Annotated in this window: 15 protein-coding genes and 1 tRNA gene; 10 read left to right on the forward strand and 6 right to left on the reverse strand. The window is 67.4% G+C overall.

Annotation, left to right across the window (positions count from 1 at the left end; translation table 11 throughout):
- Together Q8N19_RS14045 and rpoD are read left to right on the forward strand one after the other, a co-directional pair.
- A partial coding sequence (locus tag Q8N19_RS14045; RefSeq protein ID WP_305591688.1) for a DNA primase occupies nt 1-1,503 on the forward strand: 1,503 nt, incomplete at its 5' end.
- Nucleotides 1,504-1,602: 99 nt separating this feature from the next.
- Entirely contained in the window at nt 1,603-3,534 is a 1,932-nt protein-coding gene (rpoD, locus tag Q8N19_RS14050; RefSeq protein WP_305591690.1) for an RNA polymerase sigma factor RpoD, read from the forward strand.
- A gap of 82 nt (nt 3,535-3,616) precedes the next feature.
- On the opposite strand, the gene coaD is transcribed toward rpoD, so the two are convergent.
- The 3 genes from coaD to Q8N19_RS14065 form a co-directional block, all read right to left on the reverse strand.
- Nucleotides 3,617-4,150 (reverse strand): pantetheine-phosphate adenylyltransferase, encoded by a 534-nt coding sequence (gene coaD, locus Q8N19_RS14055; RefSeq protein ID WP_305591692.1) that lies wholly within the window; start codon nt 4,148-4,150, stop codon nt 3,617-3,619.
- Between the two features lie 87 nt (nt 4,151-4,237).
- Nucleotides 4,238-4,465, reverse strand: coding sequence for a flagellar basal body rod C-terminal domain-containing protein (locus tag Q8N19_RS14060; RefSeq protein ID WP_305591694.1), 228 nt, complete (start codon nt 4,463-4,465; stop codon nt 4,238-4,240).
- Nucleotides 4,466-4,542: 77 nt separating this feature from the next.
- On the reverse strand, nt 4,543-5,163 hold the full coding sequence (locus tag Q8N19_RS14065) for a TIGR02466 family protein (protein ID WP_305591696.1): 621 nt from the start codon (nt 5,161-5,163) through the stop codon (nt 4,543-4,545).
- Nucleotides 5,164-5,255: 92 nt separating this feature from the next.
- On the opposite strand from Q8N19_RS14065, the gene Q8N19_RS14070 reads away from it, so the two are divergent.
- Nucleotides 5,256-5,618 carry a hypothetical protein gene (locus Q8N19_RS14070; protein ID WP_305591698.1) on the forward strand — a complete coding sequence of 121 codons (363 nt, stop codon included), beginning with the start codon at nt 5,256-5,258 and terminating at the stop codon, nt 5,616-5,618.
- 19 nt (nt 5,619-5,637) lie between these two features.
- On the opposite strand, the gene Q8N19_RS14075 is transcribed toward Q8N19_RS14070, so the two are convergent.
- Nucleotides 5,638-6,873, reverse strand: coding sequence for a serine hydrolase (locus Q8N19_RS14075; protein WP_305591700.1), 1,236 nt, complete (start codon nt 6,871-6,873; stop codon nt 5,638-5,640).
- Between the two features lie 97 nt (nt 6,874-6,970).
- Here Q8N19_RS14075 and Q8N19_RS14080 point away from each other — a divergent pair, with 97 nt between their 5' ends.
- From Q8N19_RS14080 to Q8N19_RS14090, 3 genes are all read left to right on the forward strand, one after another.
- A complete protein-coding gene (locus Q8N19_RS14080; protein WP_305591702.1) occupies nt 6,971-7,882 on the forward strand; it encodes an alpha/beta hydrolase in 912 nt (303 codons plus the stop codon).
- A gap of 160 nt (nt 7,883-8,042) precedes the next feature.
- The gene (panD, locus tag Q8N19_RS14085) at nt 8,043-8,399 is read left to right on the forward strand and encodes an aspartate 1-decarboxylase (protein ID WP_305591704.1); all 357 of its coding nucleotides are present in this window, start codon (nt 8,043-8,045) and stop codon (nt 8,397-8,399) included.
- Nucleotides 8,399-8,857: a hypothetical protein gene (locus tag Q8N19_RS14090; protein ID WP_305591706.1), complete on the forward strand. Its 459-nt coding sequence runs from the start codon at nt 8,399-8,401 to the stop codon at nt 8,855-8,857. The genes panD and Q8N19_RS14090 overlap by 1 nt, the downstream gene beginning before the upstream one ends.
- A gap of 35 nt (nt 8,858-8,892) precedes the next feature.
- On the opposite strand, the gene Q8N19_RS14095 is transcribed toward Q8N19_RS14090, so the two are convergent.
- Nucleotides 8,893-9,642 carry an SIMPL domain-containing protein gene (locus tag Q8N19_RS14095; protein ID WP_305591708.1) on the reverse strand — a complete coding sequence of 250 codons (750 nt, stop codon included), beginning with the start codon at nt 9,640-9,642 and terminating at the stop codon, nt 8,893-8,895.
- 146 nt (nt 9,643-9,788) lie between these two features.
- Here Q8N19_RS14095 and Q8N19_RS14100 point away from each other — a divergent pair.
- Nucleotides 9,789-9,864 (forward strand) — tRNA-Ile (locus Q8N19_RS14100).
- Between the two features lie 336 nt (nt 9,865-10,200).
- Here the strand turns inward: Q8N19_RS14100 and Q8N19_RS14105 are convergent.
- Nucleotides 10,201-10,890, reverse strand: a complete 690-nt coding sequence (locus Q8N19_RS14105; protein ID WP_371133861.1) for a molybdenum cofactor guanylyltransferase — start codon at nt 10,888-10,890, stop codon at nt 10,201-10,203.
- 174 nt (nt 10,891-11,064) lie between these two features.
- Between Q8N19_RS14105 and Q8N19_RS14110 the strand changes: the two genes are divergently transcribed.
- From Q8N19_RS14110 to Q8N19_RS14120, 3 genes are all read left to right on the forward strand, one after another.
- Complete coding sequence (locus tag Q8N19_RS14110) at nt 11,065-11,646, forward strand: ANTAR domain-containing response regulator (protein ID WP_305591712.1); 582 nt, start codon at nt 11,065-11,067, stop codon at nt 11,644-11,646.
- Nucleotides 11,643-12,614, forward strand: coding sequence for a CmpA/NrtA family ABC transporter substrate-binding protein (locus tag Q8N19_RS14115; RefSeq protein WP_305591714.1), 972 nt, complete (start codon nt 11,643-11,645; stop codon nt 12,612-12,614). Before Q8N19_RS14110 ends, Q8N19_RS14115 begins: the two co-directional genes overlap by 4 nt.
- 225 nt (nt 12,615-12,839) lie before the next feature.
- The coding region (locus Q8N19_RS14120) for an MFS transporter (RefSeq protein WP_305591716.1) at nt 12,840-13,335 on the forward strand (496 nt) is incomplete at its 3' end.

Below are 13,335 nucleotides of genomic sequence, written 5' to 3' on the forward strand. Positions count from 1 at the left end.
CTGCGCCGCCCCATCGGCAAGGACGCGCGCGCCTATCTGGAACGCCGCGGCCTGCCCGAAAGCGAGTGGAGCCGTTTCCACATCGGCTTTGCGCCCAATAACCGCACGGGGCTGAAGGACTATCTGATCGCCAAAGGCGCCCAGCCGGGCGACCTGGTCGAGGCCGGGGTGCTGATCGCCCCCGAGGACGGCGGCGCGCCCTATGACCGCTTCCGCGACCGGATCATGTTTCCCATCGCCGACGGGCGAGGACGCATCGTCTCCTTCGGCGGCCGGGCCATGGATCCCAAGGCCCGGGCCAAGTACCTGAACGGACCGGAGACCTCGGTCTTCCACAAGGGCCATGTGCTCTATGGCATGGGCGAGGCGCGCAAGATCCTGGGCGCCGCGCCGTCCGGCGAGAGCCCGCCTCTGGTGGTGGTGGAAGGCTATATGGACGCCATCGCGTGCCACCGGGCGGGCGTGGCCGCCGTCGCGCCCATGGGGACCGCGCTCACCGAAGAGCAGATGGAGATGCTCTGGCGGCTGCATCCCGAGCCGACCCTGTGCTTTGACGGCGACCGGGCCGGCCGCCAGGCGGCCTTCCGCGCCATGGACCGGGCCCTGCCGATCCTGAAGCCCGGCAAGAGCTTCCAGTTCTCCCTGGTGGAGGGCGGCAAGGACCCCGACGACGTGCTCCGCGAGCAGGGGGCCGTGGCGCTGCGCCAGCAGTTGGCCGCCACCACCCCCTTCGCCCAGGCCCTGTTCGAGCGCGAACGGGAGCTGGAGCCCCTGGATACGCCCGAGCGGCGGGCCGGGCTGAAAGGACGGCTGCGACAAGCCGCCGCGTCCATCGCCGACCCCGACCTGCAACAGGCCTACCGGCAGGACCTGCTGGAGCGATATGACGGCATCTTCCGCAAGGCTGACGCCCCGCAGGGCCAGCGGCCACCCTGGCGGCCCTCAGGCCCCCGCCAGGGGCGCTGGAAAGGCGCTGGCGCCTGGGAAAGCCCCCAGCCGCCCACGGCCCAGGGCAAGGCCGCCGCCGGTCGCTTGGCCACGGGGCTGGAGCCCGCGCCCGCCGCCCTGGCGGCCTATGCGCTGGCCCATCCGGCGGTCCTGGAGGCCCATCTGGAGGACGCCTTCGCCACCGATGGGTTCGGCGAACCGGCGCTCTGTGAATTGGTCAAGGAAATCATTCGCCTGCGGCTGGAGTCCGACCACCTTGACTCCGACAGCCTGACGCGCCATCTCGCATTATGCGGGTTTAATGCGCTGCTGACAGACATCGACCGGGCCGCTGCGAAATCGGGCGCGCCCTTTTTGAAACCGGATGTCTCCCTCGAAGCCGCGAATTCGCAGTGGTCGCAAGCCTTCGCCCGCCTTTCACGGCTGGCGTCGCTCGACAAGGCGCTCGACGCCTCGAAGGGGAACCTTCGGGGTCGTTCGGACATGGAAGCCTTCGAGCGTCTCAAGGGGGAACGCGACGCACTCAGACGCGCGACCAGAGAGTGGAACGATTGAAGCCGGTTTCAGGTCGTACTTAGACGGCCCGTTTCGGCCCCTGTTAGTCATGATCGGCCCGTTCCTTGCAGGAGGCGGCGGACCGAACCGGAGAATTCGATGAGCACCAATACGGCCGAAGCGGAAACGACCGAAGCCCAGACCAGCGATGGTCCGCTGCTCGACCTGACGGACGCCGCGGTCAAGAAGTTCATCAAGCAGGCCAAGACCCGCGGCTACGTCACGATGGACGAGCTGAACAAGGTCCTGCCGTCCGAGGAGGTGACCTCCGAGGCCATCGAAGACACGCTCGCCATGCTCTCGGAGATGGGCGTCAACGTCGTCGAGGCCGAGGAAGACGCCGAGGGCGGCGAGGTCGCCGTCCGCGAGGAGACCGCGGTCGTCGAGACGACCAAGGAGCCGGCCTACGACCGCACCGACGACCCCGTGCGCATGTATCTGCGCGAAATGGGGTCTGTGGAGCTTCTGTCGCGCGAGGGCGAAATCGCCATCGCCAAGCGCATCGAGGCCGGCCGCGACACCATGATCCGGGGCCTGTGCGAAAGCGCCCTGACCTTCGAGGCCATCATGGTCTGGCGCGAGGAGCTGGCCTCGGGCCGCATCCTGCTGCGCGAGGTCATCGACCTTGAACAGACCTATGGCGGCCAGAACACCGGGACCGAGGAAGAGGCCGCCGAGGTCAAGCCGGCCGGCGAGCCTGTGCCCGGCGAGGCCAAGGCCGAAGGCGAGGGCGACGACGACGACGACGATTTTGACGACGGCGCCGGCCCCACCATCAGCGCCATGGAGGCCGAGCTGCGTGACGGGGTCATGGAGACCCTCGACGCCATCGCTTCAGAATTCGACGCCTTCCGCCGCCTGCAGGAAAAGCTGGTCGCCAAGAAGCTGGCCGGCGAAGACCTGGGCGACTCCGACCGCAAGGCTTTCGAGGCCGCCACCACGGTCATCGTCCAGCACCTGAAGACGCTGAAGCTCAACAACAACCGCATCGAGGCGCTGGTCGAGCAGCTCTATGCGATCAACAAGCGCCTGATGGGCCTGGAAGGCCGGCTGCTGCGTCTGGCCGACTCCTACGGGATCAGCCGGGTGGAGTTCCTGAAGGCCTATTTCGGCGCTGAGCTCGACCCCAACTGGACCGACAAGGTCAAGGAGCTGGGGGTCCGCTGGACCAAGTTCACCGAGAACGACGCGGGCCAGATCAGCGACATCCGCACCGAGATCGCCGCGCTCGCCACCGAGACCGGCGTGGCCATCGACGACTATCGCCGCATCGTCCAGACCGTTCAGAAGGGCGAGCGCGAGGCCCGTCAGGCCAAGAAGGAAATGGTCGAGGCCAATCTGCGCCTCGTGATCTCCATCGCCAAGAAGTACACCAACCGCGGCCTGCAGTTCCTGGACCTGATCCAGGAGGGCAATATCGGCCTGATGAAGGCGGTCGATAAGTTCGAGTACCGCCGCGGCTACAAGTTCTCCACCTATGCCACCTGGTGGATCCGTCAGGCGATCACCCGCTCGATCGCCGACCAGGCTCGGACGATCCGCATCCCGGTGCACATGATCGAAACGATCAACAAGATCGTGCGCACCAGCCGCCAGATGCTGCACGAGATCGGCCGCGAACCGACGCCGGAGGAACTGGCCGAGAAGCTGGCCATGCCGCTGGAAAAGGTCCGCAAGGTCCTGAAGATCGCCAAGGAGCCGATCAGCCTCGAAACGCCCATCGGCGACGAGGAAGACAGCCACCTGGGCGACTTCATCGAGGACAAGAACGCCGTCCTACCCATCGATGCGGCCATCCAGTCGAACCTGCGCGAGACCACCACCCGGGTGCTCGCCTCGCTGACCCCGCGGGAGGAACGCGTCCTGCGCATGCGCTTTGGCATCGGCATGAACACCGACCATACGCTGGAAGAGGTTGGCCAGCAGTTCAGCGTCACCCGCGAACGGATCCGCCAGATCGAGGCCAAGGCGCTCCGCAAGCTCAAGCACCCGAGCCGCTCGCGAAAGCTGCGAAGCTTCCTCGACAGCTAGGACTTCAGAACCCCGCCGGAAACGGCGGGGTTTTTCGTTGCGCCAGGCGATCCAGGGGTTCCTCTTTTTCTTGCGCTACGCGCTAGCCGTGGTCCCGCCGCGCGCGGAAAGCCGCTTCGACCGACGGCATGACCAGCCAGCTGATGTCTTCGCCGACGGACTCCAGCTCCTTGGCGGTGCTGGAGGAGACATGCAGGAACTGAGCGTCGCAGATGAAGTGGACCATGGGAATGGTGGGGTCTAGGCGCTCGGCCAGGCCGTGCAGGTTGAACTCCTCGTGGAAGTTGGTGGCCTCGCGAAGGCCCCGCACGATGTGGGTGGCGCCGATGGCCCGCGCATAGCGGACCAGGCTCTGGCGGGCGTATTCGCCAACCTCCAGGGACTGGTCGAGGATGGCGGTGGCGTCCGGCCAGAGGTCCAGGACCGAGCTGCGGATCAGATCGGTGCTCTGCTCGACGCTGAAGGCCCGCTGTTTGCGGACATTGGTGCCCACGGCCACATGGACCGCGTCGAAGGTGGTGAGCGCCTTGCGGATGATGTCGAGATGGCCCCGGGTGACGGGATCGAACGACCCGGCGTAGAGCGCCTTGGTCCGCTGGGCCTTGTGCATCTGCATCTCAAACACCTGTGGGTCTGGGATGCAGCCTCGGTCGGCGGCGCGCCCGGCGCAAGGGGCGCCGCGTAGTTGGCGGACGCTTAAGGGCTAGCGGCGCTCCTGAAGGCGCAGCAGGGCGTCCCACATGTCCTGGGCCGCGCTGATGGTGGCGAGATTGGCCTTGAACTGGTGCTTGGCGGTGATCTGCTCGACCGCCTCTTGCTCGTAGCTGGTGGTGGAGCCTTCGACGCCCATGGTCGCGGTGCGCTGGGCGGAGGCTTCGAAACGGCGGCTGGCGGCGAGCATGCCGTAGCTGGCGGTGGCGATCGGGTCCATGGGGGGTTCTCCTGCGCCCCTAGTCTGCGCGCCCTGCGGTTAAGCTCCTGCTTGCAAGAATGGTGAACGCCGGTCGTTTAACGCCAGCCGTAGTTGAAGCTGATGCTGATGCGCGGGGTCTTGGCGGCGTTGGCCGGGACCTCGTGGCGCAGCCAGCTCTCCCACATCAGGATCGTGCCGGCCTGCGGCTGCAGATAGACGAAACTGCGCTCGGCCTCCGGCGCGTCGGCCAGCCGGGGCGGGGCGGCCATCATCAGGGGCAGGCGGGGGTCTTCCAGCTTGAGCGCGCTGGCCCCGGGCGGCGTGCGCACATAAACCGTGCCCGACAGCACGCTGTGGGGGTGGATATGGCCGCTATGGCCAGCGCCGGGCTTCAGCAGATTGACCCAGAGGCTGTCGAGCTTCAGCCGCCGGGCGCCGAGGTCGAGGTGCAGGGCCTGGGCGTAGGCCTTGGCGTGGCGATCGAGCCGGGACTTCAGCAGCGAGAAGACGGTCGCGCGCTGCGGCAGGTCGTCCAGGGAGGCGTAGGAGGTGTAGCCCCCATAGGCGTTGGCCTTGCACCAGGCCTGGCCGGCGCGGTCCTCTGCGGCCAGCATCTCCACGGCTTCTTCCAGTTCGGCGTTGAAGGCTTCGAATCCCGCATCCTGGGCGAGGCTGGACTCGTAGATCTGGGTGACGAAGAGGGGGCGCAGGCTCATGGTGGGGCCATAGCCCAGGCAGGCGGGCAGGGGAAGTCGCGCCTGAAACGCGCCGCATTTCCGTGGCTTATGGGTTGAGGAGGATTCTGACCATGACACGACTGCCCGTTCTCGCCGCCCTGGCGGCCCTGACCTTCGCCGCGGCCGGCGCCGCCCACGCTCAGGAGCGCGGTCGTGACTACCTCACCCCGACCAAGACCGAGATCTGCCTGGATGTGAGCGGGGCGACCCTGCCCATCGTGTGCAAGGTCCCCGCCAGCCGCCTGGACAAGCGCGAAGACATCTGCAGCTGCCCACAGGGCATGCGCACCACGGTCCCGGTCTGCGGTCCAGGACAGGCTGCGCCCGGCGAGACCGTGGCGCTGAACGCCGCACGGCGCGACGCCGCCCGCGACGGCAGCCTGATCGGCGATCTGTTCCAAGGCCAGCCCATCTGCGTCGCCCCGCGGGGCTGACGCAGGCCGCCCTGGCGGATCAGCCGGCCAGGGCGCCGTAGACCATCTTCTGGAAGACCGGCAGGGCCGCACGCCCGCCCATGCGTTGGCCTGTGGCCAGTTGGGCGGCGGCCTCAGGGCCAAGGTCGATTGAGTTCTGGATCAGATAGATCAGCACCATGTCGGCGGCCGGATCGGCCTGCCACCAGGTGCCAAAGGCGCCGGGCCAGCCAAAGGCGCCGGCGTTTCCAGCCCCCATCCAGGCCTGCTTCACCGGGTCGGTGATCACTGAGACTCCCAGGCCAAAGCCCTGGCCCAGCCAGAAGGGAATGCCCATGAAGGGGATGGCCTTCTGGGCCTCGGTCAGACGGTCGGCGGTCATCATTTCCACCGTTCCGGTCTTCAGCAGGCGGACCCCGTCCACCTCGCCCTTGCCCAGCATCAGGCGCGCGAATTTCAGGTAGTCGTCTGCGGTGGAGACCAGGCCCCCGCCGCCCGCGGCGAAGACCGGTGGGGCCGGATAGTAGGGGAAGGGGACCTCCTCCATGGTGTCGGTCTTCGGATTGATCCGGTAGAGCCTGGCCGCCCGGTCCAGTTTCTCCGGCGGCACATGGAAGGCGGTGTCGGTCATGGACAGGGGGCCGAAGACGCGGTCTTGCAGCACCTGGTCCAGGGTCTTGCCCTCGATGCGGGCGACGATGAAGCCCAGGACGTCGGTGGCGTGGCTGTAGTGGAACCGCGCGCCGGGCTGATAGCTGAGGGGCAGTTCGCCCAGGCGCTTCATCCATTCGTCAGGCGTCAAAGGCGTGCCCAGCGCCGGCCCCAGGGCCTTTTCATGAGCCTGAGCGATGGGGCCAACGGAGGTGAAGCCATAGGCGAGGCCGGCCCGATGGGTCATCAGGTCTTCGATGGTGATCTCGCGCTCGGCGGGGACGGTCTGGTCCAGGGGACCGTCGGCGGCCTTCATCACCTGCATGTCGGAAAATTCCGGCGCCCAACGGGTGATGGGGTCGTCCAGCTTCAGTCGGCCTTCCTCCAGCAGCATCAGGGCTGCGACCGAGGTGATCGGCTTGGTCATCGAAGCGATGCGGAAGAGGGTGTCCCGGGTCATGGGCTTGTCGCCGGCGACGTCGCGACGGCCGACCGTGTCCACCTGGACCACCTCGCCCCCCCGCCAGACCAGGGTGACGAAGCCCGACAGGTCCCCGGCGTCCACCACCCCCTGAAGGGCCGGACCGATGGCCTGGAGGCCGCTTGCGGAAAATTCGCCATCCATCGGTGTCATCCCTCCGTAGAGTCGTTCATGTGATGCTGGCTGCCATAGCGCCGGGACGGCGCGCCGGCGTCAAGCCGCACCCAGGAGACCTGTGACCATGACCTTGCCGCCCCTGCGTCAGGCGCTCGCCTTTGCTGTCCTCGCCCTGACGCTCGGCGCCTGCTCGCCGCTGACCGCCTTCGCCAACCTCACCCCCACCGACCGCGCCCAGCAGGCGGGCCAGGGTCTGGCCTACGGGGTCGAACCCCGTCAGCGCCTGGACCTGTATGCGCCGCCGCAGGGCGCCCAGGGCGCGCCGGTGGCGGTGTTCTTCTATGGTGGCACCTGGGAGGATGGCCGTCGGCAGGACTATGGTTGGGTCGGCCGGGCCCTGGCGGCGGAGGGCTTCCTGGCGCTCGCCCCGGACTACCGTCTCTACCCTGAGGTCACCTATCCGACCTTCCTCGAGGACGGCGCGGCGGCGATCGCCTGGGCGGTGGAGAACGCCGCCCGCTATGGCGGCGATCCCAGCCGGATCGTTCTGATCGGCCATTCGGCCGGCGCCTATAATGCGGTGATGCTGGGCCTTGACCGCCGCTACCTGGAGGTCGCCGGCGTCGATCCATCCCGCATCCGTGCTGTGGCGGGCCTGGCCGGCCCCTATGACTTCCTGCCCCTGGAGGGCGCGACGGTGCGCGGCGTGTTCGGCGCCGCCGAGGATCTGCCCGCCACCCAGCCGATCAATCAGGTGGATGGCGACGCCCCGCCGGCCTTCCTGGCCACCGGCGACAGCGACAGTGTCGTCCTGCCCCGCAACACCGAGGCCCTGGCCGCAGCCCTGCGCGCCCAGGGCGTCGCGGTGGAGACGAGGCTCTACCCTGACCTTGGCCATGCCGGGGTGCTGCTGGCCCTGTCGCGCCCCCTGCGGGGACGGGCCCCGGTGCTGGAGGACATGACCGCCTTCCTCCGCCGGCACACCGAGCCTGGGGCGGCCGCGGGCGACGAGGTTGCAGCGCGCCAGGACCGCTGATCCCTTACGGCGTAAAGCCTTGATGCAGGCTTCCCTTGGGGCATCCTATTGCAACGCGGCAATTGAACCGAAGGGTTGAAGTGCGTATATGCCTCTTCCCCATCAGCCTTCGGGCTGGCGGACCTGTCAGTTCTCGTGAACGCAAGGACGCGCTCCGCCCATGCTGGTCACCCTTATGAAGGCCAAGCTTCACCGGGCTACGGTGACTCAGGCCGACCTGGACTATGAAGGCTCCATCGCCATCGACCGCGACCTGCTGGACGCCTCTGGCATCCTGCCGCACGAGCAGGTGGATGTGCTGAACATCACCACTGGCGCCCGCTTCACCACCTACGCCATCGAGGCCCCCCGGGGCTCGCGGGTGATCGGCGTCAACGGCGCAGCCGCCCGCCTGGTCCAGAAGGGCGACAAGGTCATCGTGGTCACCTACGGCATGCTGCCGGTCGAGGAGGCCCGCAACTACGCCCCGACCGTGGTGCTGTTGGGTGACGGCAACGAGATGAAGCAGGCCGCCTGATGGCCCGCCGGCGCCTCGCCCTCAGCCTGGTCGCCGCCGCCCTGACCGCCGCCTGCGCCCCTGCCGCCCCGGATGGCGTCGACACCGCCGTGCTGGATCGGGAGATCGGGTCCAGGATCGGCGATCCCTCCACCTGCGTGCTGGTGGCCGACCGCGCCTCAGGCCGGATCGTCTATCGCTATGGCTCCAACACCGTCTGCGCCAGATCCTATCCCGCCTGCCAGGACACCCCGGTGCGAACCGTGGAAGACCTGCTGAAGGCGTTGGCCTCCACGGCGACGGCGGTCACGACCAGCTGCCCCACCGCCCCTGACGGCTCTCGCAGCGTCGGCTGGGCGGCCGGTCCGGTGGCCGGGCAGGATCTGGTCTTCGCCGCGGTGATGGAAGGTCCCCGGGCCCTGCCCGGCATGATCATGGCCGACCGTCTGGCGGGCGCCTTCGCCGCAGGCATGGACTAGGCCTCCGCTCAAGGAGAGCGAAGGCCTGTCTCGTCCTAACGGGTCAGCTCGTAGAGCCCGGAAATATCCACCCGAACCGTCAGTTCGCCGCCGGACACCGGCGTGGAATCCTTCATGCTCTCGGCGCGGCCCATGGCCATGTAGGGCATGGGCGGCTGCGGCGCCGAATAGGTCGCGCCCTCGCTCAGGGTCACCAGACGGCCCACCCGGTAGCCGGTGGCCTGGGCGTAGAGGGCAGCCTTGGCCTGCAGGTCGCGGACGGCGGCCTGACGGGCCTGATTCTCAGCCTGACTGCGGTCGTTCAGGCCAAAGCTGATGCTGTTGATCTGGTTGGCGCCGGCATTGACCGTGGCGTCGACGGCTGCGCCGAGGCGGGCGAGGTCACGCACCTTCACCGTCACCTGGTTGCTGGCCTGATAGCCGCGCAGGCGGGGCGGCTGGTTCTCCACATAGTCGTACTGGGCGTTCAGATTGAGGTTCGAGGTCTGGATATCGCGGGCCGCGATCCCGGCGCGGTTCAGGGCGGCCATCACCCGGCTCATCTGCTGGGCGTTGGCCTGCATGGCGCCCTGGGCGGTGGGGGCTTCGGTCTGGACCCCGAGATTGATGGTCGCCATGTCGGGCGCCACATCGACCTCGCCGACGGCCGACAGGTTCAGGGTGGTGGCGCGGAACATGGAATCCGCCGCGGGGGCGGCGGGGGCCGGAGCAGTCTGGGCCAGGGCGGCCGGGGCCAGGGCCGCCAGACTGAGGCTGAGCACGCCAGCGCGCAGGAGGGTCTTCATCGAAATCTCCAGTCCATTTGAAACTTGACCATAGGCCACAGCGAGAACCCCCGCGACGACCTTCATGTTCCACCCTGGCAAGCCCAACCTGAACCGGAGCTTTAAGCCGCGTGCAGCCCATGCTAACCGCAGGCCCTCCGCTGATGGGGCCTGTAGCTCAATGGTTAGAGCCGGCCGCTCATAACGGTCTGGTTGCAGGTTCGAGTCCTGCCGGGCCCACCAGCGGAAGTATTGATGCGGAATTCATAGGGTTTTGACGTTTAGCAATAAGTATTAAATCACAAAGGCTTTTATATCGAAAAGTCTATATACCGGCATAGAATTGTATTGATAAATTCCTATCCATAGGGATTGTTGGTTTTGAAAGTCCCGCTTCTGCGGATGTGCGTTGGTATTATTGGTGGGGTCGGGTTGGCAAGTTCGCCGACCGCCCCTATGAGACAACGACCAACAGCAAAGAGCAGCGCTCTATCCGACCAGCTTGCGAACATGGGCCTGAGCCAAGCCCTAAAATCCCATTTCATGAGAAGAGCCGCGGCCTCGAGGAATTGGTCCCTATCAGAGCTCGCAGGGGCCGGGTGAGGCGAAGTGTTCGCCCGCCTGGCGCAGATCCTCACGTGTATTCAGATTGAGAAAGAAGTCCATGTTCGGTTCATCCCAGATGACGGGCCGAGCCTTCAGATCAATGAGCAGTCCCTTCAGCGAACGCCGGCCAGACTTGGCGTAATGCATGACCGGCTCGATCGCCTCTGCGCGCCACAGTGTGCAGGGGGGGTGACTGTGCCGCCCGTCACTGGCCGAAGCTGCGAGAGCATCGGGAAACTCAACTAACGCGGCTTCGAGCCGTGAGAAAAGATCGTGGGGAAGGTGCGGCGCATCACAAGGGATTGTCAGGACTTGCGCGGCGCCGATCCGCGCAGCTTGCTCGAGGCTGCTGACGACGCCCGCCAGGGGGCCTTCAATGTCATGACGATCAAACACCAGCGGCACGGGGGGAAGACCATCGGCCTGGCCGCGCTCTCGAACTGACAGCGCCACATGATCGGCGAACCCGGCCGCCAGTGAAAGCGCGCGTTCGCCGAGGCTTCGGCCCCTGTAGAGGCGCTGAAGCTTGCTCCCGCCCATGCGGCGCCCGGCTCCTCCAGCCAAAACCACGCATAGCTTCATCGGCATCTCCCAGTGGACGCAACGCTCATGGCCTTCACACTGTACGGCTCGTCCGATTGACCGATCTCCAACAATCCACATGGCAAGGGATGGGCGGCTGGCGCGATCTTTCTGGTATGGCGCCAATCCATTGATCCTTTAGCGGCTGCCAAAAAATTGGGCGATGGTCGCCCATTTCGTCAGCTTCCTGAGCGCGCTGGCGCGGTGGTTCGTTTTGTGGCTTGGCGCAGCCGGCGGCTCGCCTAGGCAGGGCCCATGCGCGTGCTCATCATCGATCCTGACCCGGCGCGCGCCGCGCTTGTGGCCGAAGGGCTAGATGGGATCGACCCTCTGAAGGTGCGCGTCGCGGCGGTCTTCGATGAAATTGATGTCACGGCCTTCCAACCGGACGTGGTGGTGGTCGCCTCCGAAAGTCCGGACCGCGACACCCTGGAAAGCCTGCGTGAGGCCAGCGCGGTCAACCCCCGTCCAGTGGTGATGTTCGTGGATCGCTCCGAGCCAGGCCTGGCGGAGGAGGCGGTGCGCGCCGGCGTGGCGGCTTACGTGGTCGATGGCCTCTCTGCGGCCCGTGTCCGTCCGGTGCTGGAGGTGGCCATGAGCCGCTTCCATCTGATGCATCAGCTACGGGCGGATCTGGCCAAGGCCAAGGCCGATCTCGCCTCCCGCAAGAGCGTCGAGCGGGCCAAGGCCCTGCTGATGAAGGAGCGCGACCTGGACGAGGAGGCGGCCTACCGGCTGCTGCGCAAGCTCTCCATGGACACCGGCCGACCGCTGGGGGCTGTGGCCGCCGACCTGCTGGCCTTCGCCGGCGTGCTGAAGGGCGGAGATCCAACGTGAGCCCATCTGGACCGTTGCAGTTGGGGTTCATTCCCCTTGTGGACGCAGCCCCCCTGATCGTGGCCCAGGAGAAGGGGTTCTTCGCCGCCGAGGGTCTGGCGGTCAGTCTCAGCCGCGAAGGCTCCTGGGCCACCATCCGCGACAAGGTGGCCGCCGGGGCCCTGGACGGCGCCCATATGCTGGCGCCGATGGTTCTGGCCGCCAGCCTGGGGATCGGCAGCGAGCCCAAGGCGATGATCGCCCCCATCGCCCTGAACCGCGGCGGGGCGGCGGTGACCCTCTCCAGCCGGCTGACGGGAGACGGCGATGCTGGCGCGGGCCTGTCGCACCTGGTTCGCCGCCGTCAGGAGGAGGGGGCCAGCCCCCTGACGCTGGCGGCGGTGTATCCGTTCTCGATCCACAACTACCTGCTGCGCCACTGGCTGGCGGGCCTTGGCTTGAATCCGGATGTCGATGTCCGCCTGACAGTGGTTCCGCCGCCGCGGACGGCCGCCCTGCTGGGCGAGGGGGTGATCGAGGGCTTCTGCGCCGGCGCGCCCTGGAACGCCGTCGCCGAGGCCGCCGGAGTCGGCCAGACGGTTGTGCGCGTGACCGAGGTCTGGCCCGAAGCGCCCGACAAGGTGCTGGGGGTCACTGAGTTCTGGGCGGCGGCCAATCCCGCCATCCTGCAGTCCCTGATCCGCGCTCTGGCGCGGGCAGGGGCCTGGGCCGCCGATCCGCACAATCAGCCCGAGCTGGTGGCGCTCCTCGCCCGCCCGGAATTCCTAGACGCTGCGCCAGAGGCGATCGCCGCGGGCTTGGCCGAGATCTCGTTCGACGGGGCGGCCGTCAACCCGCCCCGCCGCGAGCAGGCGGCCTGGCTGCTGGAGCAGATGGCCCGCTGGGGCCAGATCGGCGAGGTGGCCATCGACAAGGTGGCCGAGCGCACCTGGCGTCCGGATCTCTATACGGCCGCCCTGGGCGGCTGATCGCCCAAGACTTCGACAGGCGCTGTTCGCGGGCGCCGCATTTTCACGCGATGGCGACCTTCTGAACCCGCGCCGGCATGCCAGGCGTGACGGGGCCGGAAAGCTCGCCCCTCATGAGGTCAGGCCCAGGACAACGGCGTTCGCGGCTCCTTCGGATCAGGCTCGATGACGAGCCACCTCCGCACGGCGACGCCGCCGCTCATGTCCTCTTGAACGGGTCTTCCCATGATCAGCCGATCCTTCCTTAAGGCGGGGCACGCCCCGACTCTGTTCTCCGCCTTTCTGTATTTCGACCTGAGTTTCATGGTCTGGGTGCTACTGGGCCCCCTGGGCGTCGCCATCGCCGAGAGCTTCGACCTGGACGCCGCGCAGAAGGGCTTCATGGTCGCTGTTCCGGTTCTCGCCGGGGCGCTGCTGCGGGTGGTGGCCGGCGTGCTTGTGGACCATATCGGTCCGAAGAAGACCGGCATGATCGGCCAGCTCATTGTCATGGCGGGCCTCGGCGTCGCCTGGTTCGTGGGCCTGCACAATTACAGCCAGGTGCTGATGGTGGGCGTCCTCCTGGGGGTGGCCGGCGCCTCGTTCGCCGTGGCCCTGCCGCTGGCCTCGCGCTGGTATCCGCCCGAGCACCAGGGCCTGGCCCTCGGCATCGCCGGGGCCGGCAATTCCGGCACGGCGCTCGCCGCCCTGTTCGCGCCTTTTCTGGCGCAGCAGTTCGGCT

The sequence above is a fragment of the Phenylobacterium sp. genome (assembly GCF_030693405.1).
Lineage (GTDB): Bacteria > Pseudomonadota > Alphaproteobacteria > Caulobacterales > Caulobacteraceae > Phenylobacterium.

Coding starts and splice junctions, on each gene's coding strand:
- Q8N19_RS14070 (WP_305591698.1), top strand. CDS start 5,256: ATGACACGACTGCCCGTTCTCGCCGCCCTGGCGGCCCTGACCTTCGCC.
- Q8N19_RS14060 (WP_305591694.1), bottom strand. CDS start 4,465: ATGGACCCGATCGCCACCGCCAGCTACGGCATGCTCGCCGCCAGCCGC.
- Q8N19_RS14110 (WP_305591712.1), top strand. CDS start 11,065: ATGCGCGTGCTCATCATCGATCCTGACCCGGCGCGCGCCGCGCTTGTG.
- Q8N19_RS14090 (WP_305591706.1), top strand. CDS start 8,399: ATGGCCCGCCGGCGCCTCGCCCTCAGCCTGGTCGCCGCCGCCCTGACC.
- Q8N19_RS14075 (WP_305591700.1), bottom strand. CDS start 6,873: ATGGATGGCGAATTTTCCGCAAGCGGCCTCCAGGCCATCGGTCCGGCC.
- Q8N19_RS14095 (WP_305591708.1), bottom strand. CDS start 9,642: ATGAAGACCCTCCTGCGCGCTGGCGTGCTCAGCCTCAGTCTGGCGGCC.
- rpoD (WP_305591690.1), top strand. CDS start 1,603: ATGAGCACCAATACGGCCGAAGCGGAAACGACCGAAGCCCAGACCAGC.
- panD (WP_305591704.1), top strand. CDS start 8,043: ATGCTGGTCACCCTTATGAAGGCCAAGCTTCACCGGGCTACGGTGACT.
- Q8N19_RS14065 (WP_305591696.1), bottom strand. CDS start 5,163: ATGAGCCTGCGCCCCCTCTTCGTCACCCAGATCTACGAGTCCAGCCTC.
- Q8N19_RS14080 (WP_305591702.1), top strand. CDS start 6,971: ATGACCTTGCCGCCCCTGCGTCAGGCGCTCGCCTTTGCTGTCCTCGCC.
- coaD (WP_305591692.1), bottom strand. CDS start 4,150: ATGCAGATGCACAAGGCCCAGCGGACCAAGGCGCTCTACGCCGGGTCG.
- Q8N19_RS14105 (WP_371133861.1), bottom strand. CDS start 10,890: ATGTGGATTGTTGGAGATCGGTCAATCGGACGAGCCGTACAGTGTGAA.